The following is an 18,119-nucleotide window of genomic DNA, read 5'->3' as shown; positions in this document are numbered from 1 at the left end:
GCCAGACGGCTTAACTCAGGCAGCCTTCATGCTCTTCACAGTGGCGATGCCGATGTCCTCGAGGGCTTGGGCGACCGCCTGATCGAGCGGCGTGTGCGGGACTTCGCCGATGATGCCTTCCAGCCGCGTCGAGGCCAACCGATGCGGCTCGAAGCGCAGGTAGGACATCGAGACGATCTCGCGCCACATCGCCACGAACGGGCTGCCGGCGCGCAGCACCCACCAAGGCATCGAGGTCATCTTGAGCGGCCGGTCAAGCGCCTTTTCTGCAGCGGCCTTGATCTCAACATCGGTGACGGCATGGCCTGGAAAGTTCAGCGCCTCATAGGAGCCGAGCTTGTCGAGATTCTTGGCCAGTGCGACGAAGGCCACGGCGAAGTCCGGCAGATAAGCCCATTCATGCACGAGGTCGGCGGGACCGGGCGCGGTGTAGACGCCCTTGCTGATCTTGGCGGCGACGACCAGGTCGAACCAGGAGCCGCTGCCGGTGCCGCCGAAGAAGTCGCCGGCGCGCAGCAGAATGGTGCGCACCCGGCTGGCCTCTGCCTCGTGGCGGAACAGATCCTCCATGGCGCAGCGGATACGGCCCTTATCGGTGGTCGGATGGAACGGCGTGTCTTCCGTGATCACCGCCGGCATAGGCGAGCCGTAATTGTAGACGGTGCCGGGGAACAGATGCAGCGCGTTGTTGGCATGGCAGGCGGCCATGACGTTCTCGGCCATCGGCAAGCATTTGCCCCAGTCGGTGTAGATCGGGTTGAGGCCGTTGAAGATGATATCGACGCCCTCGGTGGCACGGATCAGCGATTGACGGTCCAGCGCATCGCCGGCAACCGCCGTGGCGCCTTCGAGCTCGGCCGGCACATTGCCGGTGCGGGTGACGGTGCGGACGTCGAAGCCGGCGTCGATGAAGGCCTTGGCAACCACGCGGCCGAGCCGGCCATTGGCGCCGAGAATTGCGATCTTGGTCATTGTTCGTCTCCTTGTTTAATTTGAAGCAACGGGGGTTTGAGGCGGCGGGACGCGCCCGCCGCTTTCTGGATCTTCCGCGGACCGCCGTTCAGCGGCTGCCGAAGAGGTCGCGGTTGCTGCCCTGGGGCTTCTGATCGGTGATCTCGGATTTCTCGATCGAGGTAGTGGTCGTGGCGTCGGTGCTGGCGACGACAGGCTGGCTGGCGTCGTTCGAGCCGAACTTGTCGCTGCCGGCAAAAGCCGTGCTGGCGGCGATGAGGAGGGCGGCGGCGGTGAGAGCGATCTTGGTCATTTTGAATTCTCCTGGTTGGTGGTTGCAGTCCGTATCGGTGTTTGCAGGGCGAATATGATTGCCTCACTGATGAATTGAAATTGACCATGGATGCAGTTCTGATATTCATTATTGAATGGCTGATATCGACTGGAACTTGATCAAGAGCTTCGTCACGGTCGCGGAAACCGGCAGCTTGTCGGCTGCCGCGCGCAAGCTGTCGGCCAGCCAGCCGACGCTTGGCCGTCACATCGGCGAATTGGAGCAGGCGCTCGGTGTCACGCTGTTCAGGCGCGGGCGTAGCGGCTATGCGCTGACGGAAGCCGGCGCCACGCTGTTCGAACGCGGCAAGACGGTCAGCGAGCAGGCGAGCGCGTTTTCACGCCTGGCGCTGGGTTCGGTCGAGGCAATCGAAGGCACGGTGCGCATCGCCGCCAGCGAAGTGGTGGCGGCCTATGTGCTGCCCGACATGACCGCACGGCTCGGCATCGAGGAACCCGGCATCGAGGTCGAGATCGTTGCCTCGAACCAGGTCGAGAACCTGCTGCGACGGGACGCCGACATCGCCATCCGCATGGTCAAGCCGGCGCAGAACGAACTGGTGGCACGCAAGGTCTGCGACATCCCGCTCTGCGCCTGCGCGGCCATTTCCTATCTCGACCGGCGCGGCCGCCCGCTTGGGCCGGCCGACCTTACCGATCACCCCTTGATCGGCTTCGACCGCAGCGACGAGATGATCCGGGGCTTTACGCAATTCGGCCTCCCGGTCACCCGGAGCAGTTTCCGTTTCAGGGCGGACAACCAGGTCGTCCTGTGGGAGGCGGTGCGGGCGGGAAACGGCATTGGCCTCGGTCAGGAGCCGCTGGCCGATCGCGACCCGCTGGTGGAGAAGGTGCTGCCCGGCCTGCCGCTGCCAAGCCTGCCGGTATGGCTGGCGATGCATCGCGATGTGCGCAGCAGCGTGCGCATCCGCCGTGTGGCGGATTTTCTCCACGAGGAGTTGAAGCGCTATTCGGCGGGCACGGCGGCGAATTCGGCGCGGTGAGCGAGGCCCGCCATCAGCAAGACGACCATCAGCAGCACCGACATGGCGATGAAGATCGGTCCGAAGCTGGAATGCTCGGCGACGAAGCCGATCGCCGACGGCGCCACCAAGATGCCGGAATAGCCCATGGTGGTGACAACGCTCATGCCGGTGCCCGACGACATGCCTTCCTGGTTGCCGCCCGCCGAAAAGATGATCGGCACCATATTGGCGATGCCTAAGCCGCAAAGGGCAAAGGCCGCGATGGCGAGCCAGGGCGAGGGCGACAGGCCGGCGATCAGCATGCCGGTGGCGGCGACGACAGCCGAGCCGCGCAGCGTCGTCACCGCGCCGAAGCGGTTGCGCACGCCATCGCCGAAGAAGCGCATGATCGCCATGACGCCGGAAAAGGCGGCATAGGCAAGGCCGGCGACGGCAAGGTCGGCGCCGAGTTCTTGTCGCAGATACAGCGCCGCCCAATCGAGCACCGCGCCCTCGGAGATCATCGTCAGCAGAGCCATCAGGCCGATCAGGTAGACCAGCGGGTTTGCCGGCAGCGTGAATTTGTGATGCTCGGCCGCCTGTGGCCTGTCCTCGGCGACGAGATAGCCGACCGCCATCGCGATCGCCGCGAAGGCAAGCACGGTCACGACCGCGGCATGGGCGAGGTGGCCATAGTGCTGGATGGCAAAGCCGCCGAGGCCGCCGCCGGCGAAACCGCCGAGGCTCCAGAAGCCGTGCGAGGAGGACATGATGGCGCGCGACATCTTTCGCTCCACCACCACCGCATTGGCGTTCATGGCGACATCCATGCCGCCGATCGAGCCGCCGAAAATGAACATGGCGATGGCCGCCAGCGGCACGTTGGGCGCCAGCGCCACGACCAGCAGGCCGAGGCTGCCGCACAGGCCGAACCAGCGCAGCACGGTGCGCGAGCCATGTTTCGAGATCAGGTGGCCGCACCAGGTCATGGCGGTGACTGCACCGGCGCCGAACAAAAGGATCAGCAGGCCAAGCGTGAATTTCGAAATGTCGAGCCGGGTCAGGAACACAGGGATCTGCGGCGCCCAGCTACCGGTCAGGAAGCCATTGGCGAGGAAAATGGCCGCCACGGCCCATCGCCCGCGAATGGCAGTCTGCATGGCGTTTTGCGCATACATGGCTCGAATCCGGTCAAGAAATGGCTTTGCGCGGCAAATTAGATCGATTCAATTTTCAGTCAAGCACTCATTGCTCAAAGTTCTGGGCCAAGCGGAGGGCCAGCTGGCCACGTCTTCGTGCGGTGCCGCTGCGCATGTCCTGCCATCAAGGAAGGCCGGCATCCATGCTTTCTTGAGACCAGCGGCCAGATGAGAGATGATCCGTTCTGCGCCGCCGCCGGTGGCACGCTGCCCGGCCATGCCGAAGCACGGCGATCAAGCGTGGTTGCACCACCATTTGAAGACTTAAAGGAGTATCGATTGCCGTCAACACGGACACCAAAAGACACATTCCTCGCATTGGTGCGCGGGATTTGCGAAGCAAGCCCAGATCTGCCGGAATTGTATGCGGAGAACACGTCGGTCGTGCACCCATTCGACCCATTGAAACGACCTGAGCTTGTCGGCCGCGAAGCACTTCAGCGACATTTTGGGGCAATGAAGGGCACCCCGACGATTAGATTGGAGCCGACGAATATTCATGTCCATGAGACTGCCGATCCGGAGGTCATCGTGGCTGAATTCAGCTATGCGGGGCACGTGATCGAAAGCGGCCAGGCTGTTTCCTATCCCTGTATCTTCGTCATGCGCGTGCGAAATGGGGAGATTGTAGAATTGCGAGACTACGTTGATCACGTTGGATCGGCCGAAGCCCGTGGCATGCTAAGCGATCTTATGGAGAAGATCAGGCAAACACGCCTGACCAGTTCTGCCGAGGCCGGCTAGACCAGCCAGTTCTTGACGCCAGCCGTGTCTTAGTGATCTTTCGGCCGTCTGGCCTCGAATTCGGCTTTCTTGGCGTCCGACGCTTCGGTCTGGTTGAGAGCCTGCCACTCGGCATAGGGCATGCCGTAGACGATCTCGCGCGACTGATCCTTGGAGAGATCGACACCTTCGGCATTGGCCGCCTCGCGATACCAGTTCGACAGGCAATTGCGACAGAAACCGGCGAGGGTCATCAGGTCGATGTTCTGCACGTCGCTGCGTTCCCTGAGGTGCTCGACCAGCCGGCGAAAGGCGGCGGCTTCGAAATCGCGCTTCTGCTCGTCGCTGAGTTTGGTCATCGGAACCTCCGTCATAGCGGCCCGGTGCGCGAGCCGAATATTTTTACCGCATGTATATCGGGACGGCGGTCTATCGCGTCAACGATTGGCGCCAGGCGCTCGGCCCAGGCAAGCGCGCCTTGCTGGTCCGCTATCAGGTCCTGGCGGATCTCGATCAGCGCGTGGGCATAGCCGTTGACGATGGCGTGCCTGAACATGGTGTCGCCACGCAGCGCGCCGTCATAGGGCTCGTTGTCGCCGACGATCAGGTTCTTGTCCTGCGCCAGCATATCGATCAGCGGGCGCGCAACCCGGTCGTCCAGATCCCATAGGATGCCGACGTGCCACGGACGTTGCCTGCCCTGCATCACCGGGGTGAAGGAATGCACGGAGAAGATGAAGGGCGCCCGGCCGGAAGCCTGCGCGACCGAGGCGATCATGGCGCCGACGGCGTCGTGGTAGGGCCGGTAGAAGCGGTCGAGCCGCCTCTCGCGCTCTTCCGGCGCGATGGGATAGTTTCCCGGCACCACCGTGCCGTCATAGAGCTGGCGGATGAGCGTCGGATCGTCCTCGCCGCGATTGGGGTCGATCAACAGCCGCGAAAAATTGGCGATGACCGCCGGCACGTCGAGCAAGCCGGCGAGTTCGCGCGTCACCGCTTCGACGCCAATGTCATAGGCGATGTGCCGGTCGAACTCCGCCGCGGGCAGGCCGAGGCTGCCATAGTCGTCGGGCAGGTCGCGGCGGGCATGATCGGCCAGAAGCACGATGCCCCGCTTGCGGTCGCCCTCGACAATGTCGAAAGGCGCGAAAACTGTGGATCGGGTCATTGGCGGGAAATGGTCTGTTCGCTGGCTTCCGGGGAGGGTGCTATCGTCATTCCACGAAGACGACGCGTGCGCAATGCCGTTGTTTGGCCAAGGTTTATCGGGAAATCTGGCAAAGGGCGACGGATAGTGCGCCGGGAGCCTTCCTAAATCGATTGGAATTGATCAAAACGGCGCGTTGACATGCGCCCGGACTTTTCCGAAAAGGGGCGCAGAGAGATGCAGATGTGGTTCTTGAGGGGTTTTCGGATGGGTTCCGCTGGCAGGCAGCGCATGCGCTCTGCCTTTGCCATGCCGTTCCTGACCGTGGCCGTCGGCCTGTCGGCGATGGTCATGGCCTCGCCGGCGCGCGCCGATTTCCGTGTCTGCAACGCCACGCAGAACCTGGTCGGCGTCGGCATTGGCTATCGTGCCAAGGCCGGCTGGATCACCGAAGGCTGGTGGCACATTGAAGGATCGAGCTGCAAGACGTTGATCGAAGGGCCGCTGTCATCAAGGTTTTACTATCTTTATGCAGAAGACGCCGAGCGCGGTGGACGCTGGGACGGCCCGATCAACATGTGCGTGGCTGAAAAAGAGTTCAAGATCGCCGGCGTAAACGACTGCGTCGCCCGGGGCTTTCAGCGCGCCGGATTCCAGGAATATGACACGGGCGAACAGGCAAGCTGGATGGTCCAGCTGACCGATGAACCCGCAACGGGAGGCGCACCAGCCGCCCCGGGAACCAACAGTCAATGAGACGCAGCCGCAAGGTCAAGATCCTAGCCACAATCGGTCCGGCATCCTCCTCCGAGGAGATGCTGCAGAAATTGTTCGAAGCGGGCGCCGATGTGTTCCGCATCAATATGAGCCATACCGACCACGAACTGATGCGCACGCTGGTCGGCCGCATCCGCGCCGTCGAGGAAAAGGTCGGTCGGCCGATCGGCATCCTCGCCGACCTGCAAGGGCCCAAGCTGCGCGTCGGCAAGTTCGCCAATGGCAAGGAAGTGCTGACGCCAGGCCAGACCTTCACGCTCGACGACAATCCCGGGCCCGGCACGTCGACCAGGGTCTATCTGCCGCATCCGGAGATCCTGAGTTCGGTCGAGCCCGGTCACCGTCTTTTGATCGACGACGGCAAGCTCGAGCTGAAGGCGGTGAAGAGTGACGGCAAGTCGATCGTCTGCACGGTCGTCGCCGGCACGACGATTTCCGATAAGAAGGGCGTCAGCCTGCCCGATACCGACCTGCCGGTCGGCGCGCTGACCGAGAAGGACCGCAAGGATCTCGACGCGGTGCTCGCCACGGGCGTCGACTGGATTGCGCTGTCCTTCGTGCAGCGGCCCGAGGATCTGGCCGAAGCGCGCAAGATCGCGCGCGGCCGCGCCCTGATCATGGCCAAGATCGAAAAGCCGCAAGCCGTCGCCCGGCTGGCTGAGATCATCGAACTGTCCGACGCGCTGATGGTCGCCCGCGGCGATCTCGGCGTCGAGATGCCGCTGGAAGCCGTGCCCGGCATCCAGAAGCAGATCACGCGCGCCGCGCGCCGCGCCGGCAAGCCGGTGGTGGTCGCCACGCAGATGCTGGAATCGATGATCACCGCACCGGTGCCGACCCGCGCCGAAGTCTCCGACGTCTCGATCGCTGTCTTCGAGGGCGCCGACGCCATCATGCTGTCGGCGGAATTGGCGGCGGGTGCCTATCCCGTCGAAGCGGTAGCGATGATGAACCGCATCGCGACCAAGGTCGAAACCGACCCGACCTATGCCGGCATCATCAACGCCCAGCGCTCCGAGCCGGAAGCGACCGGCGCCGACGCCATCTCACTGGCCGCCCGCGAGATCGCCGAGACGCTGAAACTCTCGGCGATCATCACCTACACGGCATCCGGCACCACCGGGCTGCGCGCCGCGCGCGAACGGCCCCAGGTGCCGATCATCGCGCTGTCGCCGATCCTCAACACCGCGCGGCGGCTGTCGCTTCTGTGGGGCACGCACTGCGTCGTCTCGCCCGATGCCACCGATCTCGACGACATGGTCAACCGCGCCTGCCGCATTGCGCTGGAAGAAGAGTTCGGCAAGCCGGGCGACCGCGTCATCATCACCGCTGGTGTGCCGCTGAGGACGCCCGGCTCGACCAACATGCTGCGCATCGCCTATGTCGGCTCGGAAAAGCAGGGCAGCCGCTAAGCAGCTGATTTTGAGACTGAAGCGTGTCGCGCGGTTTCGTGCGGCTCGCCGTGGCTGGAATACAAAGCGCGGGACAATGATCCCAGCCTTCATCTAGCCTTTGGCCGTCGCGATCCTGAGCGCTCTTGCCGCGGCCTCCGTGTGGTCCCTGCGCTGAAGAAACCGACGCGCACGGAGAACTGCGTCATATAGATACTGATCCGGACCCAACATCTTTCGCCGGTTCAATTCGGTCGTGTCGAGCAGGTCGAAATAGACCTTCTGGATCGTGCAGTGCCAACCGGCACTGTGGGAGGTCCAGCCCTTTCGATGGTGCTCCAAAAGGCGCTCGCGGTCGGAGTAGCCGTGGTAGTCGAAAGCGATGACGCCGTTCGTCACATAGACATGGTTTCCTGAAAAGCCCTCGGCCGGGATGATCCGCTCCGCATAAAATCCTTCAAGCGGGGGATGCTTGAGGAAAGTGCCTGCAAGAATGTGGCATGCGCCGTAGCCGAAGAAGATGCGATCCGGCAGCGCCCATCGCTTTTCCGGGTTTTTCTTGATGCCGTGCTTGAGGACATACATCTCAGGTCGGCGCGAGTTCGGCCTGGGGCTCCTTGATGTCGGCGCACTTGCCCACACCATAGGCATCGCCGGCGATCCGCGCCTCGACCGTTCTGGCCATCGCCTCCAGGTCGACATCCCCGCCGGCTACCTTCTCGATGGCGCCGACGACGAGGTCCGAGGCGATCCAGTCCGGCTTGTGGCCGAGATTGTGCACCCAGACGAGCTCCGCGCCCGGTATATCGCGCGCCAGGCCGACGGAATGGATATGGGCATAGACGACCTTGTCTCGGTCGCCCGAAATGACCACGGTCGGCGCGCGGATCTCTTTGTAGTGCGGCGCGGCGCCAAGCGTATAGCGATAGAGGCCGGCGACGTCGGTGGCGTTGGCGCGAAAGGCCGCAGGCCGCAGCACCAGCGGGATCGCGGCCGTGCCGAGATAGTCGTCCGGCACCTTGTTGGGCGAGAAAACGCAGGTCGTTGCATCGGCCATCTGAAATGTGCCGGCGGGATAGGCGAGCGTTTCGGAGAAGAGCCGGCCGATCACCGGAACGGTGGTCAGATCGTAGTACCAGGATGTCGCGCCGCCCGGCCAGGGATGGGTCGCCGGCGCCAGGAAGACGAGACCGAGCGTCCTGTCGGCATGCTCGCGGCCGAAAGCCGCCGTCACCACGCCACCGAAGGAATGGCCGACGATGATTGCCTTCCTGATGCCGAGGCGGTCCATCAAGGCAGCGAGGGTATGGGCCTGTGCTGACGGATCCTCATTGTTGCCGGGTCCGCGCCCCGACCAGCCGTGACCCGGCCGGTCGAAGAACAGCATTTCGGCGCGGCCCTCGAGCAGCGGCCGAAGCGGCAGCATCTGATCCCCGAGATTGGCGCTGGCGCCATGGATGAAGACGATCGGCGGCAGCTCCGGATTGGCGGCGGCTGGAATGTGGACATAATGGATGCGGGCGCCGCCGATGTCAGCGAATTCGCCAATGGGTGGATCGCGGCGCTCGATCAGCCACGAGCCGACGCGGGTCACGCCGACCAGGGCAAAGACGAGCGCGAGAAGGAAGGCGAACGCGGCGGAGATCAGGTTCATGTGGGGAGATACGGGGGTGGCGTGGGATAAGTTTGAGTAGGCAGTAGGCAGTAGGTTGGTGTTTGCCGCCCAATCCTTCCCCTACTGCCTACGCCCTATTCCCTGCACTAAATTCCTTCGCCGGCAAGCTCTTCCGAAAGCGTGGCGACCTGGTCCTGGGCGCTGCGCATCATCGGATAAATGGCCAGCACCTTCTGCCAGGCCTCGAGCGCCGACTGCTTGTGGCCAGTCAGCGCCATGATCTGCGCCAGGCCCGACAGCGCGCCGAAATGGCGCGGCTCGAGTTGCAGCGTGTGGTCGATGTCGGACATCGACTTGCCGTAGTTTTTCATCATGAAATGCACCGTGGCGCGCCGGTTCCAGCCTTCGGCATAGGTCGGCTGCAAGGTCACCACCTGGTCGAGCAAATCGAGCGCGACGTCGAATTTCTGATTGTCCATCGCTTTTTGCGACCACAACATCATCAGGTCGATCGAGGCGCTGCCGGACTGGAACCATTCGCCCCAGATGTTGCCGGCGATGCGTTCGGCCGCCTTTTCGTTGCGTTCGCGCTTGAGGTCGGAAAACAGCTTGTCGAGCCGGGCCTGTTTGGTCATCGGCGCGGCGGGAGCCTCCGGGGCAGCCGGCGCCGCCGGCTGGTCGTCCGCGGCCCTGGCCGGCACGCTTGTGGCGCCGGAAACAAGCAGGGCTGTCAAAAATGCAAAAAGAATCCGCATCGCCCGATCCTAGTCCCGGGCGGCGGAACAGCAAAGTGATTTTAGCGTGAGAAGGTCGGCAGGCCGACAAGCATCAAGGGGCGGAGGCGAAAAGCCTCCGGCCTAAAGCTCAGCCCTGGCGCGCCTTATAGCGCGGGGCGGTCTTGTTGATGATGTAAACGCGGCCCTTGCGGCGAACCAGCTGGTTGTCGCGGTGACGCGCCTTCAGCGCCTTGAGCGAATTCTTGATCTTCATGGTCTTGCCTGTCGGTGCGGACCCGGTTCCGGGTCGAAATTTTAAGGCGCGCCAGAAGACGCGCCTTTTCAACGGTGGGTGGCTCATAAACGAGGAGCCTTGCCCATGTCAACCGCAAGCATGCTCCACACCTCCATATCATCAAATATCCGCCATATCAGCCGCTCGGCATTGCACGGTTCCGGGCGGGCTGGGATGATGCGGTGTATTTCAAGTGATTTGGGGTCGATCATGCGCCGAATATTGCTGTCCGCCTGCCTTGTCGTCCTGGCGGGAACGTCGATCGTGCGCGCACAGGAATGCGACCGCTCCGACGACAGCCAGCAGATGATGAACATTTGCGCCGGCGAGGACTACCAGGCCGCCGACGCCAAGCTCAATGCGGCCTATCAGGACCTGATCAGCTCCGATGATGCCAACGGCAAGAGATTGCTGCAGGTGGCGCAACGCGCTTGGATCACTTTCCGCGACGCCGAGTGCGCGCATAGCACAGCCGCCAGCGTGGGCGGCTCCATCCACGCGATGGAGGTCTCGCAGTGCCTGACCAGGCTCACCAATGACCGCATCAACCAGCTTGCGGCCTCGGCCAATTGCAGCGAAGGCGATGCCAGCTGCGCCAGCCCCAACGAGGGCAGCGACGAGGTGCAATAGCTCGTTTTGAGCTAAGTACGGCGGCTGATGCGGGTGAAATGGCCCATCTTGCGGCCGGGCCGTGCTTCGGCCTTGCCATAGAGATGCAGCATCAGATCGGGCTCGGCGAGCAGGGTGGGCACGCGCAGCACGTCGTCGCCGATCAAATTTCCCATCACGCAGTCGGAGTGGCGCCCCGGGCTGCCCAGCGGCAGGCCGGCGACGGCGCGGATATGCTGCTCGAACTGCGAAACGATGCAGGCCGCCTCGGTCCAATGGCCTGAATTGTGGACGCGCGGCGCGATCTCATTGGCCAGCAGCGAACCGTCGGAAAGCACGAAGAACTCGACGCCGATGACGCCGACATAATCGAGCGCCGACAGGATTTTTGCCGCGGCCGTTCGCGCCGCTTCAGCCGTTTCAAGTTTGACGCCGGCCGGCAGGGTCGAGGTGTGGAGAATGCCGTGGCGGTGGACATTCTCGGCCGGGTCGTAGGCAGCCACGGCGCCATCCAGGCCACGCGCTGCAATCACCGAGATCTCGCGCTCGAAGGGCACGAAGCTTTCCAGGATCAACGGCACATTGCCCATCGCCTCGCAGGTGCCGGCGAAGCCTCCCGTTTCCATGTTGCGGAAGACACGCTGGCCCTTGCCGTCATAGCCCATGCGCCGCGTCTTCAAGATGCCGGTGCCGCCGAATGTCCTCAGCGCCGCCGTCAGTTCCTCGTCGGTGTCGACCGGACGAAAATCGGCGGTGGCAATGCCGATGCCGTTGAGGAATGTCTTTTCACTCACCCGGTCCTGCGCCACGTCGAGCGCGCGCGCCGGCGGATAGACCGCTACCTTGGCGGCAAGCGCTTCGGCCGCGGCGACGGGAACATTCTCGAACTCGTAGGTGACGACGGCACTTGCCGCCGCCAGCTCGGCAAGGGCGGCCGGGTCGTCATAGGCTGCCGTGACCTGCCGGTTGGCGACCTGGGCGGCCGGGCAATCCGGCTGCGGCTCCAGCACGATGGTGCGGTAACCGAGGCGGGCGGCGGCCATTGCCAGCATGCGGCCGAGCTGGCCGCCGCCGATGATGCCGATGGTCGATCCGGCGGGCAGGCTCACGGCGTGTCCGTCGGTTCGTCGGCGACCTTGGCGGTCTGCGAGGCGCGCCAGGCATCGAGACGCTGGGCAAGCTTGTCGTCGTTGAGCGCCAGCACGGCGGCTGCCAACAGGGCCGCATTGGCCGCGCCGGCCTTGCCGATGGCCAGTGTCCCGACAGGAATGCCGGCCGGCATCTGGACGATGGAGAGCAGCGAATCCTGGCCCGACAGCGCCTTGGATTCCACCGGGACGCCGAACACCGGCAGCGGCGTCATCGCCGCCGTCATGCCGGGCAGATGCGCGGCACCGCCGGCGCCGGCGATGATGACCTTGTAGCCGGCGGCCTTGGCGCCCTTGGCGAATTCATAGAGCCGGTCGGGCGTGCGATGCGCCGAGATGATCAGGCGCTTGTGCGGGACGCCGAGCGCCTCCAGCGTTTCGGCCGCCTGGCGCATCGTCGCCCAGTCGGACTGGCTGCCCATGATGATGGCGACGTCGGCGCGTTGATCGTTCAAGCTTGTTGCTCCCCGGCGACAAAGGCGCGCCTTAGCGGAATTCGCGCGGGGCCGCAAGGATATCAGGCCACCGGCAAGGCCGGTGGCTATAATCCAGCCTAAACCGCCGCTTTGCGGAAGCGGGCGACGAAGTCGTCGAGTTCGGGCCGTTCCATGTCGGAGATCGCCCAGTAAGAGAAGGCGCCGTCGCTCCAGTGCACCATCGAGAAGCCGCCGGACGAAAGGTCGTCCGGCTGGGTGGTCTTGCCGCCCTGCTGCGGTTCGGCGACCAGCGTGATCAAGTGTTCGCGGTGGCGGTAGACCAGGGCCGGCACCGGCCGGCCGGATATCACCTCGACCCGGCCGCCGATCAGCGCGTAGCCGTCCTGGGCAAGGTCGGGCGCCGGCGGCGAGACGCCAATGCGGGCGTCGAGCCAGGGCTTGACCGTATGGCGGTCGGACGAGACGATGTCGATCGGGCTCGCGGCAAGCAGGCTGCGGCGATGGCCGCTGGCGACCGCGGCGGCAAAGCCGTCATCGACGCCGCTCTGCATCACCCATTGTGTCGCCCCGCTGGCCAGCACCGCGCTGATCATGATCGACGCGGCCATGGCGCGCCAGTCGAACGAGCCGAAGCGGCGCGCTCTCGGCGATGGCCGCGCCTGGGATGGACGTGTCCCGGCTTCCCGCCGCTGGCCGCCGCCAGCGCCGGCAATCAACCCCGGCAGCGTCGACGGCGTGCCCCGCTGCGGCTCGGCCTCGACCGGCGCCTGCCGTTCGGTGCCCGCCATGCCGATCGACGCGATGCGGGCGCGAAACGCGTCGCTGACATCGGGGCGCGGCAGGCGGCTGACAGCGCCTTGCAAGGCGACAATGCGGGCATGCTCGGCGGCAAGCCTGGGGTCGGCGGCGATGCGACGCTCGACGGCAAGAGCGGCTGCCGCATCAAGCTCGCCATCGACAAGGGCATGGATCATCAGTCTGATACCTTCGGGATCGTTGGGCAGCCCGTCGTCGTGCGTCATGGCGCTCTCCCCAATTCAGACGCCAGCAGGCCACGGGCGCGGGCCAGCCTGGACATCACCGTGCCGATCGGCACGGCAAGCATGGCCGATATCTCGCGATAGCTCATGCCGTTGATATCACGCAGCACCAGCGTCTCGCGAAATGGCTGCGGCAGAGCCGCGATCGCCGCCTCCAGTGCCGCCGTATCGGCTTTGGCGATCAGGCTCGCCTCCGGGCCGTCCTCGTCGGGCATGCTGGTGCCGTGCGCCGCCGCCATGTCATCGAGGTCGCCTAGATCGCCGACGGCCATCATGGCACGCGGCCGGTTGCGCGCCATCCAGGTGTAGGAGGTGTTGCGCACGATGGTCAGCAGCCAGGCGCGGGCGTTGCCGCCAGCGTAGCCTGATATGCCGGCATGAGCCTTGATGCAGGCATCCTGCACCACATCCTCGGCATCGGCCGCATTGCCGGTCAGCCAGCGGGCCAGCGCCAGCGCATCGCCGAGATGCGGCAGCACCACTTCGTTGAAGCGTTCTGCCAGGGCCCTCTCGCTCAAAGCGGCACCATGATCCGATACTCCAGGCCGTGCCGCCTCAAGATGCGACGGCGACCTTGCCCTGCTCGCAGGGGCAAAGCCCCCGGAAGCAGGCAGAGCCGCCTGCCTTGCCGAAACTGAATTCATCTGCGTCACCGCTGTCAAGCGCCACAAAGGAGAGCCTGACGATCATCCTGCTTGCCAGCGCATCGCGACGGCTGCCGCCGTGTTCGCTGTCCTTGCAATGATGGGGCATGCCGGTCTCCTCAACGCCAGTGGTGGCGTATGCCGAGGAGACTTGTCGCGGCGCCGATTTATTCCCACAGCCCGCGATCCCGCTGTTCACAGTCGCGTGATCACTGATGGTTTGGGATGATTGGCCTAGCGCTCAATCCGGCCAGCGCAAGACGCCGGACGAATCCTTGCGGGCGGCCTTCATCGCATCGGCGGGACGGTCCTTCGCGGTCAACACTGCACGCAACCGCTCGGCGACGATCTCGGCCTCGCCGGGATGCAGATTGCAGGGGTCGAGGAAGAAATGGCCGCGCTCGACTTCGTGGTTGCGCACGATGATCGGCGGTGAGCCAGCCGCCAGCGCCGAGGCGAGGCCAGCGGCGCTGAAGCGGCTCTCCGGCGAGATGAATATCTGCAGCCGGTCGAGCGGGTTGGCAGTCGGGTCCGGGATGATCTTGGCAAAGATGCCCGGCAGTCCCTGCAAAGCGTCCTTCCAGAGGTTGAGCGCCGCCTCCTCGCGCCGGCGGATGCCGGCGTGATCGCGCTTCTCCCAGGCTTCGAGTGCCGCCATGGTGCCGGCGATGCTTTCCTTGCCGACCTTCATGGCCCGCGCCACGCCGCGGTTCTGCAGATAGGCGGCCCGCACCAGATCCTTGCGGCCGGTGACGATGCCGCTGGTCGGGCCTGAGAGGAATTTGTGGCCGCTGTAGATGACGACGTCGGCGCCGCGCGCGAGAAAACCGCGCAGATCATATTCGGACGCTGCATCGACGATCACCGGCACGCCCTTGGCGTGGCAGATCTCGCAGAATTCCTCCAGCGACAGCATGCCGTACTGCACCGTGTGGTGGGCCACGACGTAGAGGCCGGCCGCCGTGCGCTCGTTTATCGCTTCGCGCACATGATAGTCCTGGGTGACGCTGACCGTGCCGGCGGGCACCACCCTGGCGCCGGCGACGCGGATCGACTGGTCGATCGGGGCGCCGTAATTGACGATGTGGCCGAGCTGGATGACGACCTCCGATTTGAGGTCGCCGGTGTCGTCAGGCAGGCGCTCGATGGCGAGCAGGCTGGTTCCCGTCATCGCGCCGGCGATCGCCATGGTGATGCCGCTGGCGCAGCAGGCGGTGATGAAGCCGGCCTCGCCGCCGGTGAGGCGCGCCACCACAGTGCTCGCGGCGCGCTGCAGATCGTCCATCTCCACCCATTGCGAGGCCATTTCCGCCATGGCGCTGATCGCCTCCGGGACGATGATCGATGCGCCGAGCGCGGTCATGGTGCCGGAGACATTGATGATCGGCCGCAAGCCCAGCCGTTCGCGGATGGTGGTGTTGGAGCCGGTGTCGGAATAGGTTTTCATGTGAGCGGATCCCGTGAGTGGCAGGTCAGGCGGCGATCTCGACGACCGCCTCGATTTCGACAGTGATGTTTCCAGGCAGCGAGCCGACGCCGATCGCCGAGCGGGCGTGACCGCCGATCTTGTCGAAGACATCGGCGAACAGGTCCGAACAGCCATTGACCACTTTCGGGTGGTCGCTGAAAGTCGGCGTCGCGTTGACGAAGCCGAGCAGCTTGACGACGCGCACGATGCGGCCGAGATCGCCGGCGGCGGCATGCATGACGGCCAGCAGATTGAGCCCGGTCAGGCGCGCGTGCTCATAGGCCTGCTCGACGGTGACGTCCTCGCCGACCTTGCCGGTGCAGAGCGTGCCGTCGGCGCGCAGCGGCCCCTGGCCCGACAGGAAGATCAATCGCCCGCTCTCGGCATGGGTGACGAAGTTGGCGATGGGCGTCGGCGGCTCGGGCAGCGTCAGGCCGAGTTCGGCGAGCCGGATGTAAGGCGTCATGGAAGCAGGCTCCTTGGGACGGCAACGGCCGTCCAATGTCAGAAATGCGAGGCGCGGAAGCGCGCCAGGAAGGTGCGGAGGCGCTCATTGCTGGTTTCCGCCGCCAGGATCTCCTTGGGCGGCCCGACGGCGCTGACGCCGCCATCGGCCATGAAGACGATGCGGCTCGAAGCGTCGCGGGCGAAGGCCATTTCATGCGTCACCATCAGCATGGTTATGCCGTCCTCGGCGAGGCTGCGCACCACGGCCAGCACCTCGCCGACCAGCTCAGGGTCGAGCGCCGAGGTGATCTCGTCGAGCAAAAGGATTTTCGGCTCCATCGCCACCGCGCGCGCGATGCCGACGCGCTGCTGCTGGCCGCCGGAGAGCTCGGCCGGCAGGCTGTCGGCCTTGTGGGTGAGGCCGACGCGGCCGAGCCAGTGTTCGGCGATCTGGCGCGCCTCGGCCTGGCTCTTTCCCCGCACCTTGGTCAGTCCAAGCATGATGTTGCCGGCGGCGGTGAGGTGCGGAAACAGGTTGAAGCTCTGGAACACCATGCCGGTCTCGGCGCGCATCGCGGCCAAGTCGCGTTCGCTGCGGCGCTGGCGCGTTCCGGCCTCGCGATAGCCGACCTCCTTGCCGTCGATGCGGATCGAGCCTAAGTCATAGCTTTCGAGGAAGTTTACACAGCGCAGCAGCGTGGTCTTGCCGCTGCCGGAAGGGCCGATGACGGTGACCACTTCGCCGCGCTTCACCTGAAGGCTGACGGAACGCAGCACCTCGACGGCGCCGAAGGCCTTGGAGACATCGCGCACGTCGAGCAGCGCGGGACTGGCGTTTGTGGCGTCGGACATCGTGCTATTCCCGAATGAAGGCAAAGCGCCGCTCGAGCCGCCGGCTGGCGAGCGAGAGCGCGTAGTTGACCGCGAAATAGATGAGCGCGCCGAGGATATAGAGCGGCATCGCCTCGTAGGTACGGCCGATGACCTGGTTGATGGCCTGCATTAGATCGGTGATGCCGAGCAGCGAGACCAGTGCGCTGCCCTTGACCGCGTCGGTGACGCCGTTGATCCAGGGCGGCAGGAAGCGCCTGAACGCCTGCGGGAAGATGACGGAGGTGAGCCGCTGGCGGAAGGTCAGCCCGATCGCCATCGCGGCCTCGGACTGGCCTTTCGGGATCGAGGCGACCGCGCCCCTGAGATATTCGATGACCTGCGCCGTCTTGAACAGGGTGAGTGCCAGCACGGCGGCCCAGAAGGACGGCAGATGCAGCCCGATCGCGGGCAGGCCGTAATAGACGAAGAACATCAGCACCAGGATCGGAATGCCGCGGATGGTGTCGGAGAAGATGCGCACCGCCCAGCGCAGCGGGGCGGGGCCATAGACCAGGCCGACGCCAAGCAGGACGCCGGCGACGAGCGACAGGGTGACGACCAGCAGCGACACCCAAAGGGTCACGGCGAAGCCCTTGGCGAGGAAGGGCAGGGCGTAGAGGATCTGGCTCGCCATGTCAGCGCGCCGCCCGGAACCGGCGCTCGACTAGCCTGAGCCCGAAAAGCAGGATGTAGCCGGTCAACAGATACATCGCCGTCGTCACCAGATAGACCTCGACGATGCGGAAGGTGTTGAAGTTGATCCACTGGGCGCCGAAGGTAAGTTCCGGTACCGAGATGACCGAGGCGATCGAGGTGTCCTTGAACAGCGAGATGAAGGTGTTGGACAGCGCCGGCAGCGTGATGCGCAGCATGGTCGGGAGGCGCACATGGATGAGCCTTTGCCAGGGCGTCAGGCCGATCGCCTTGCCGGCATCGAGCTGGCCGCGCGGGACGGCCTCGAGGCCCGAGCGAAACACCTCGACCAGATAGGCTCCGCTATAGACAGACAGCGTCAGGACGAACGAGGTCGGCGCGCTGTAGGCCAGGTCGACCACGGTCGGCACACCGTAGAAGACGAGATAGACGAGCAGGATCAGCGGCACGTTGCGGATGAATTCGACATAGGCGGCGATGATCGCGCGCACGACGCGTCCGGCCGAGACGTACCAGACCGCGAGCACCAGGCCGATGACGGTGCCGATCGCAATCGAGATCACCGCAAGCTCGAGGCTGAGCAGCAGACCGCCCCACAGCTTGTCGAAATGCCGCCAGATCAGGTTGAAATTGAGGGCATAGCCCATGCGTCCGCCTCGGTGTGAGGGCCGTCGAGTGGATTGCGGA

At 64.8% G+C, this 18,119-nt stretch carries 25 protein-coding genes; 5 read left to right on the top strand and 20 right to left on the bottom strand.

All coding sequences use genetic code 11. The annotated features are described in order from the left end of the window. Positions 1–15 precede the first annotated feature (15 nt). The gene (locus ACLGL5_RS03475) at positions 16–972 is read right to left on the bottom strand and encodes an SDR family oxidoreductase (protein ID WP_069090337.1); all 957 of its coding nucleotides are present in this window, start codon (positions 970–972) and stop codon (positions 16–18) included. Positions 973–1,060: 88 nt separating this feature from the next. Further along, positions 1,061–1,264 carry a DUF680 domain-containing protein gene (locus tag ACLGL5_RS03470; RefSeq protein WP_019861686.1) on the bottom strand — a complete coding sequence of 68 codons (204 nt, stop codon included), beginning with the start codon at positions 1,262–1,264 and terminating at the stop codon, positions 1,061–1,063. 115 nt (positions 1,265–1,379) lie between these two features. Between ACLGL5_RS03470 and ACLGL5_RS03465 the strand changes: the two genes are divergently transcribed. Next, positions 1,380–2,288, top strand: coding sequence for a LysR family transcriptional regulator (locus tag ACLGL5_RS03465; RefSeq protein ID WP_019861685.1), 909 nt, complete (start codon positions 1,380–1,382; stop codon positions 2,286–2,288). On the opposite strand, the gene ACLGL5_RS03460 is transcribed toward ACLGL5_RS03465, so the two are convergent. Continuing rightward, positions 2,252–3,427, bottom strand: a complete 1,176-nt coding sequence (locus ACLGL5_RS03460; RefSeq protein WP_069090336.1) for an MFS transporter — start codon at positions 3,425–3,427, stop codon at positions 2,252–2,254. The genes ACLGL5_RS03465 and ACLGL5_RS03460 overlap by 37 nt on opposite strands. Positions 3,428–3,616: 189 nt before the next feature. Here ACLGL5_RS03460 and ACLGL5_RS03455 point away from each other — a divergent pair, with 189 nt between their 5' ends. Continuing rightward, positions 3,617–4,192, top strand: coding sequence for a nuclear transport factor 2 family protein (locus ACLGL5_RS03455; RefSeq protein WP_494372869.1), 576 nt, complete (start codon positions 3,617–3,619; stop codon positions 4,190–4,192). Positions 4,193–4,221: 29 nt separating this feature from the next. Here the strand turns inward: ACLGL5_RS03455 and ACLGL5_RS03450 are convergent, their stop codons facing one another. From ACLGL5_RS03450 to ACLGL5_RS03440, 3 genes are all read right to left on the bottom strand, one after another. Then, complete coding sequence (locus ACLGL5_RS03450; RefSeq protein ID WP_038653467.1) at positions 4,222–4,530, bottom strand: DUF1244 domain-containing protein; 309 nt, start codon at positions 4,528–4,530, stop codon at positions 4,222–4,224. An 11-nt stretch (positions 4,531–4,541) separates the two neighbouring features. Further along, positions 4,542–5,339: an N-formylglutamate amidohydrolase gene (locus ACLGL5_RS03445; RefSeq protein ID WP_038650197.1), complete on the bottom strand. Its 798-nt coding sequence runs from the start codon at positions 5,337–5,339 to the stop codon at positions 4,542–4,544. Positions 5,340–5,482: 143 nt separating this feature from the next. After that, complete coding sequence (locus ACLGL5_RS03440) at positions 5,483–5,671, bottom strand: hypothetical protein (protein WP_167626424.1); 189 nt, start codon at positions 5,669–5,671, stop codon at positions 5,483–5,485. Here ACLGL5_RS03440 and ACLGL5_RS03435 point away from each other — a divergent pair. Both ACLGL5_RS03435 and pyk read left to right on the top strand, forming a co-directional pair. After that, the gene (locus ACLGL5_RS03435; protein ID WP_032920777.1) at positions 5,586–6,074 is read left to right on the top strand and encodes a DUF1036 domain-containing protein; all 489 of its coding nucleotides are present in this window, start codon (positions 5,586–5,588) and stop codon (positions 6,072–6,074) included. The genes ACLGL5_RS03440 and ACLGL5_RS03435 overlap by 86 nt on opposite strands. Next, complete coding sequence (gene pyk, locus ACLGL5_RS03430; protein WP_494372868.1) at positions 6,071–7,507, top strand: pyruvate kinase; 1,437 nt, start codon at positions 6,071–6,073, stop codon at positions 7,505–7,507. The genes ACLGL5_RS03435 and pyk overlap by 4 nt, the downstream gene beginning before the upstream one ends. Before the next feature lie 93 nt (positions 7,508–7,600). Here the strand turns inward: pyk and ACLGL5_RS03425 are convergent, their stop codons facing one another. The 4 genes from ACLGL5_RS03425 to ykgO form a co-directional block, all read right to left on the bottom strand. Beyond that, positions 7,601–8,071: a hypothetical protein gene (locus tag ACLGL5_RS03425; protein WP_069090333.1), complete on the bottom strand. Its 471-nt coding sequence runs from the start codon at positions 8,069–8,071 to the stop codon at positions 7,601–7,603. Position 8,072: 1 nt separating this feature from the next. Then, positions 8,073–9,140, bottom strand: coding sequence for an alpha/beta fold hydrolase (locus ACLGL5_RS03420; RefSeq protein WP_069090332.1), 1,068 nt, complete (start codon positions 9,138–9,140; stop codon positions 8,073–8,075). 107 nt (positions 9,141–9,247) lie between these two features. Next, a complete protein-coding gene (locus tag ACLGL5_RS03415) occupies positions 9,248–9,856 on the bottom strand; it encodes a tetratricopeptide repeat protein (protein ID WP_019861676.1) in 609 nt (202 codons plus the stop codon). Positions 9,857–9,965: 109 nt separating this feature from the next. Continuing rightward, positions 9,966–10,091: a type B 50S ribosomal protein L36 gene (ykgO, locus tag ACLGL5_RS03410; RefSeq protein ID WP_006327841.1), complete on the bottom strand. Its 126-nt coding sequence runs from the start codon at positions 10,089–10,091 to the stop codon at positions 9,966–9,968. Between the two features lie 231 nt (positions 10,092–10,322). Here ykgO and ACLGL5_RS03405 point away from each other — a divergent pair, with 231 nt between their 5' ends. Further along, positions 10,323–10,742, top strand: coding sequence for a lysozyme inhibitor LprI family protein (locus ACLGL5_RS03405; protein ID WP_027047485.1), 420 nt, complete (start codon positions 10,323–10,325; stop codon positions 10,740–10,742). Between the two features lie 11 nt (positions 10,743–10,753). Here ACLGL5_RS03405 and ACLGL5_RS03400 read toward each other — a convergent pair whose 3' ends face one another. The 10 genes from ACLGL5_RS03400 to ACLGL5_RS03355 all read right to left on the bottom strand — a co-directional run bounded on the left by ACLGL5_RS03400 (position 10,754) and on the right by ACLGL5_RS03355 (position 18,079). Continuing rightward, positions 10,754–11,830, bottom strand: coding sequence for a 5-(carboxyamino)imidazole ribonucleotide synthase (locus tag ACLGL5_RS03400; protein ID WP_069090331.1), 1,077 nt, complete (start codon positions 11,828–11,830; stop codon positions 10,754–10,756). After that, complete coding sequence (purE, locus tag ACLGL5_RS03395) at positions 11,827–12,324, bottom strand: 5-(carboxyamino)imidazole ribonucleotide mutase (RefSeq protein ID WP_010911966.1); 498 nt, start codon at positions 12,322–12,324, stop codon at positions 11,827–11,829. Before purE ends, ACLGL5_RS03400 begins: the two co-directional genes overlap by 4 nt. 98 nt (positions 12,325–12,422) lie before the next feature. Continuing rightward, positions 12,423–13,328 (bottom strand): anti-sigma factor family protein, encoded by a 906-nt coding sequence (locus tag ACLGL5_RS03390; protein ID WP_019861673.1) that lies wholly within the window; start codon positions 13,326–13,328, stop codon positions 12,423–12,425. Next, positions 13,325–13,864, bottom strand: coding sequence for a sigma-70 family RNA polymerase sigma factor (locus ACLGL5_RS03385; RefSeq protein ID WP_069090330.1), 540 nt, complete (start codon positions 13,862–13,864; stop codon positions 13,325–13,327). Before ACLGL5_RS03385 ends, ACLGL5_RS03390 begins: the two co-directional genes overlap by 4 nt. A 37-nt stretch (positions 13,865–13,901) precedes the next feature. Next, entirely contained in the window at positions 13,902–14,099 is a 198-nt protein-coding gene (locus tag ACLGL5_RS03380) for a hypothetical protein (protein ID WP_019861671.1), read from the bottom strand. A 132-nt stretch (positions 14,100–14,231) separates the two neighbouring features. Next, positions 14,232–15,437 (bottom strand): aminotransferase class V-fold PLP-dependent enzyme, encoded by a 1,206-nt coding sequence (locus tag ACLGL5_RS03375; protein WP_038650183.1) that lies wholly within the window; start codon positions 15,435–15,437, stop codon positions 14,232–14,234. Between the two features lie 25 nt (positions 15,438–15,462). After that, positions 15,463–15,924: a RidA family protein gene (locus ACLGL5_RS03370; protein WP_010911960.1), complete on the bottom strand. Its 462-nt coding sequence runs from the start codon at positions 15,922–15,924 to the stop codon at positions 15,463–15,465. 38 nt (positions 15,925–15,962) lie between these two features. Then, positions 15,963–16,757 (bottom strand): amino acid ABC transporter ATP-binding protein, encoded by a 795-nt coding sequence (locus tag ACLGL5_RS03365; protein ID WP_494372867.1) that lies wholly within the window; start codon positions 16,755–16,757, stop codon positions 15,963–15,965. A 4-nt stretch (positions 16,758–16,761) separates the two neighbouring features. Further along, positions 16,762–17,412, bottom strand: a complete 651-nt coding sequence (locus tag ACLGL5_RS03360; protein ID WP_019861668.1) for an amino acid ABC transporter permease — start codon at positions 17,410–17,412, stop codon at positions 16,762–16,764. A 1-nt stretch (position 17,413) separates the two neighbouring features. Next, a complete protein-coding gene (locus ACLGL5_RS03355; RefSeq protein ID WP_010911957.1) occupies positions 17,414–18,079 on the bottom strand; it encodes an amino acid ABC transporter permease in 666 nt (221 codons plus the stop codon). Positions 18,080–18,119: the final 40 nt, after the last annotated feature.

It is taken from the genome of Mesorhizobium sp. U510 (assembly GCF_059180695.1).
This window is presented reverse-complemented; position numbering and strand designations above follow the sequence as displayed.